The sequence below is a fragment of the Kitasatospora putterlickiae genome, from assembly GCF_039527695.1.
In the GTDB taxonomy this organism is placed as follows: domain Bacteria; phylum Actinomycetota; class Actinomycetes; order Streptomycetales; family Streptomycetaceae; genus Kitasatospora; species Kitasatospora putterlickiae.
Genome location: NZ_BAAAKJ010000160.1, coordinates 1 through 3,008 on the forward strand (window position 1 = coordinate 1; position 3,008 = coordinate 3,008).

Below are 3,008 nucleotides of genomic sequence, written 5' to 3' on the forward strand. Positions count from 1 at the left end.
GGCGGCCGCCGTCAGCAGGCGCCCCCGGTGGGCCGCCAGCCAGCCGGCCAGCCGTCCGGCGGCGAGCGAGCCGGCCAGGAAGGCCGCCAGCGAGACCAGCGAGGCGGCGGCGGACAGGCCCGGGGCGCCCGCGAGGGCGAACCCCAGGAAGACCACGTTGCCGGTCATGTTCGCCACGAACACGTGCCCGAGGGCGAGGTAGCTCACCGCGTCGACCACGCCGGTGGTGACCGTCAGTAGCAGCATCAGCGGCGGCAGCGGTCCGTGCCGGTCGGTGCGCGGCGGGGCGAGCGTCCGCAGGGCGTCAGTCAGCAGCGCGCGCACCGGCCACCGCTCCCGCCGTCGGGTCCGCACGGTGCAGGACGGCCCGCGTGAGCAGACCGCTGACCGGCCCGAACGCGGCGGCGGCGAGCACCAGCCACAGCGGCCAGGAGGTCAGGCCGACGGCGTGGTCGACGGAGTAGCGGCCCGCGCCGGTGAGCGCGAGCGAGCCCGTGACCACCACCAGCACCAGCGGGTACTCGTAGCCGTCGTTCTGCACCCAGAGCCCGTGCGGCACCTTGACGGTGATCGCCACCGTCATCACCCCCATGGCGACCATGGCCGCCAGCGGGGTGAGCGCGCCCAGGGCCAGGAACAGGCCCGACCCGATCTGCCCGGCGCCGGCGGCGAGCGCGGTGAGCGGCCCGCCCCGGAAGCCGTCGTGCCGGAACTCCTCGGTGCCGCCCGCGAGGCCGTTGCCGCCGAGGCGGAAGCTCACCTTCTGCACGCCGTGTCCGGCGATGAGCAGGCCCACCACCACGCGGATGATCAGCAGTCCGGTGTCCATCGTGTCCTGTTCCTGTCCCTGGGTCTGTGCTGGGTGCTGGGTCGGTTCTGGGTGCGCGGATGCGCGTGGTGCCGGCGGTGCCGGGGCGTCAGAGGACGAAGCAGGGGTCGAACGGCAGTTCCCGTTCGACGTGCTGCCCGCGCGAGACGCGCCAGCCGCGCTGCAGCTCGGACTCGGCGACGACCTCGCCGAGCAGCTCCGCCTGGCGGGCGCCGGTGGACTGGTAGCCGCCGAAGCGCGCGACCGGGCTCCACGCGGGGCTGATCGGCGGCAGCTCCTCGTCCAGGCCCTCGTACTCGGCGGCGGCGTGCACGATCCGGCCGCCGACGACGGTCAGCACCGACTCGATGTGCGGGATCTCCTGCTCGGGCACGGTGAAGAAGTCGTCCGACAGCACCGCGAGGTCGCCGTAGCAGCCGGGCCGCAGCACGCCCTTGACGTCCTGCTCGCCGGTGAGCGCGGCGCCCGCCGTGGTGTACATCGCGAGCGCGGTGGCCCGGTCCACCCGGTTCTGCGGCGGACGCATCGCCAGGCCGCCGACCGTGCGGCCGGAGACCAGCCAGTGCAGGGCGACCCACGGGTTGTAGGAGGAGACCCGGGTGGCGTCGGTGCCGGCGGCGACGTTCAGGCCGCGGTCCAGCATCGCGCGGATCGGCGGGGCCTCGGCGGCGGCGCCGGCGCCGTAGCGGCGGGTGAACGTCTCGCCCTGGAAGGAGAGGCGGTTCTGCACGGAGAGCGCGCCGCCGAGCCGGGCGATCCGGTCCAGGCTCTCCCGGGAGACGGTCTCCGCGTGGTCGAACAGCCAGCGGTTGCCCTGCGGGAAGAGGCCCTCGGCGGCGAGCTTCTCGAACACCGCGAGGTCGCGCCGGATCGTCTCGTCGTAGGTGGCGTGCAGCCGGAAGCCCCAGCCGTTCTCCATGAGCAGCCGGACGGCCTTCTCGAACTCGCCCTCGTAGGAGCCCAGTTCGGGGCGCGGCTCGGCGAAGTTCTCGAAGTCGGCGGCGGCCCAGGTGAGGTTCTCGCCGGCGCCGTTGAGCCGGAGCCACTCGTCGCCGTCCTCGGGGCGGACCATCTCGATCCAGCGCTTGAGGTCGTCCAGCTCCTGTCCGGCGGTCTGCGGGAACAGGTGGTAGGCGATGCGCAGCGAGAGCAGGCCCTCCCGGGCGAGCTCGGTCACCGTCGCGTAGTTCTCCGGGAAGTTCTGGAACCCGCCGGCGGCGTCGATCGCGGAGGTGAGGCCGAAGCGGTTCAGCTCGCGCAGGAAGTGCCGGGTGGAGGACTTGCGGTCCTCGGGCGGCAGGGCGGGGGCCTTGGCCAGGGTGGAGTAGAGGACCAGGGCGCTGGGGGCGGCCAGCAGCATGCCGTTGGGCTCGCCGTTGCGGCCCCGGACGATCTGGCCGCCCCTGGGGTCGGGGGTGGTCGCGTCGTAGCCGACGGCCTTCAGCGCGGCGCGGTTGAGGATCGCCGACTGGTAGAGGTGCAGGACGAACACCGGGGTGTCCGGCGCGGCCTCGTTCAGCTCGGCGGGCGTCGGCAGCCGGCGTTCGGCGAACTGCTCGGCCGACCAGCCGCCCACCACCCGCACCCACTGGCCCTTGGGCGTGCGGGCGGCCTGCTCGCGCAGCATCGCCAGCGCCTGGCGCAGCGAGCGCACGCCGTCCCAGCGCAGCTCCAGGACGTAGCTCAGGCCGCCCCGGATGACGTGCAGGTGCGCGTCGTTGAGGCCGGGCACGACGCGCCGGCCGAGTGCGTCCACCACGGTGGTGGACGGTCCGACGAACGGGGCGACGTCGGCGTCGTCCCCGATGGCGGTGATCACGCCGTCCCGGACGGCGAGGGCGCCGGCCTGCGGACGGCGGGGGTCCCCGGTGTGGATCCTGGCGTTGCGGACGACGACGTCGGCGGCGTTCCCGGCCGCCTCCTCCGCCGTGCGGGGGACGATCCCGCCGACCGGCATGACAGACACCTCGAAGCCTCCTGTGCTGGGGTGCGAGCGCCGCCCGGAGCGGGCGGCGGCGTGGGGTCCGGCGGTCGAACGGGCCCGGGGTCCGGGCCCGTTCCTCCCACCGACTCCCCGACGGTAGGTCGGGAGCGGCCCGCCGAATTGGCCCACAGCGCACCGTCACCGTCCCGCCAGCGCACCTCCGCCGACGGTGCCCGGACACGGCGAAGGGCGCGG

3 protein-coding genes are annotated in these 3,008 nt (G+C 74.6%); all 3 read right to left on the reverse strand.

Features of this window, described 5'->3' with window-relative positions; genetic code table 11:
• Positions 1–324: DUF1275 family protein (locus ABD308_RS16565; protein ID WP_344334918.1), on the reverse strand; the 324-nt coding region annotated here is incomplete at its 3' end.
• The gene (locus tag ABD308_RS16570; RefSeq protein ID WP_344334925.1) at positions 305–829 is read right to left on the reverse strand and encodes a DoxX family protein; all 525 of its coding nucleotides are present in this window, start codon (positions 827–829) and stop codon (positions 305–307) included. The genes ABD308_RS16565 and ABD308_RS16570, both read right to left, overlap by 20 nt.
• 88 nt (positions 830–917) lie before the next feature.
• Positions 918–2,786: an amidohydrolase gene (locus tag ABD308_RS16575; RefSeq protein ID WP_344334982.1), complete on the reverse strand. Its 1,869-nt coding sequence runs from the start codon at positions 2,784–2,786 to the stop codon at positions 918–920.
• Between the last annotated feature and the right edge of the window lie 222 nt (positions 2,787–3,008).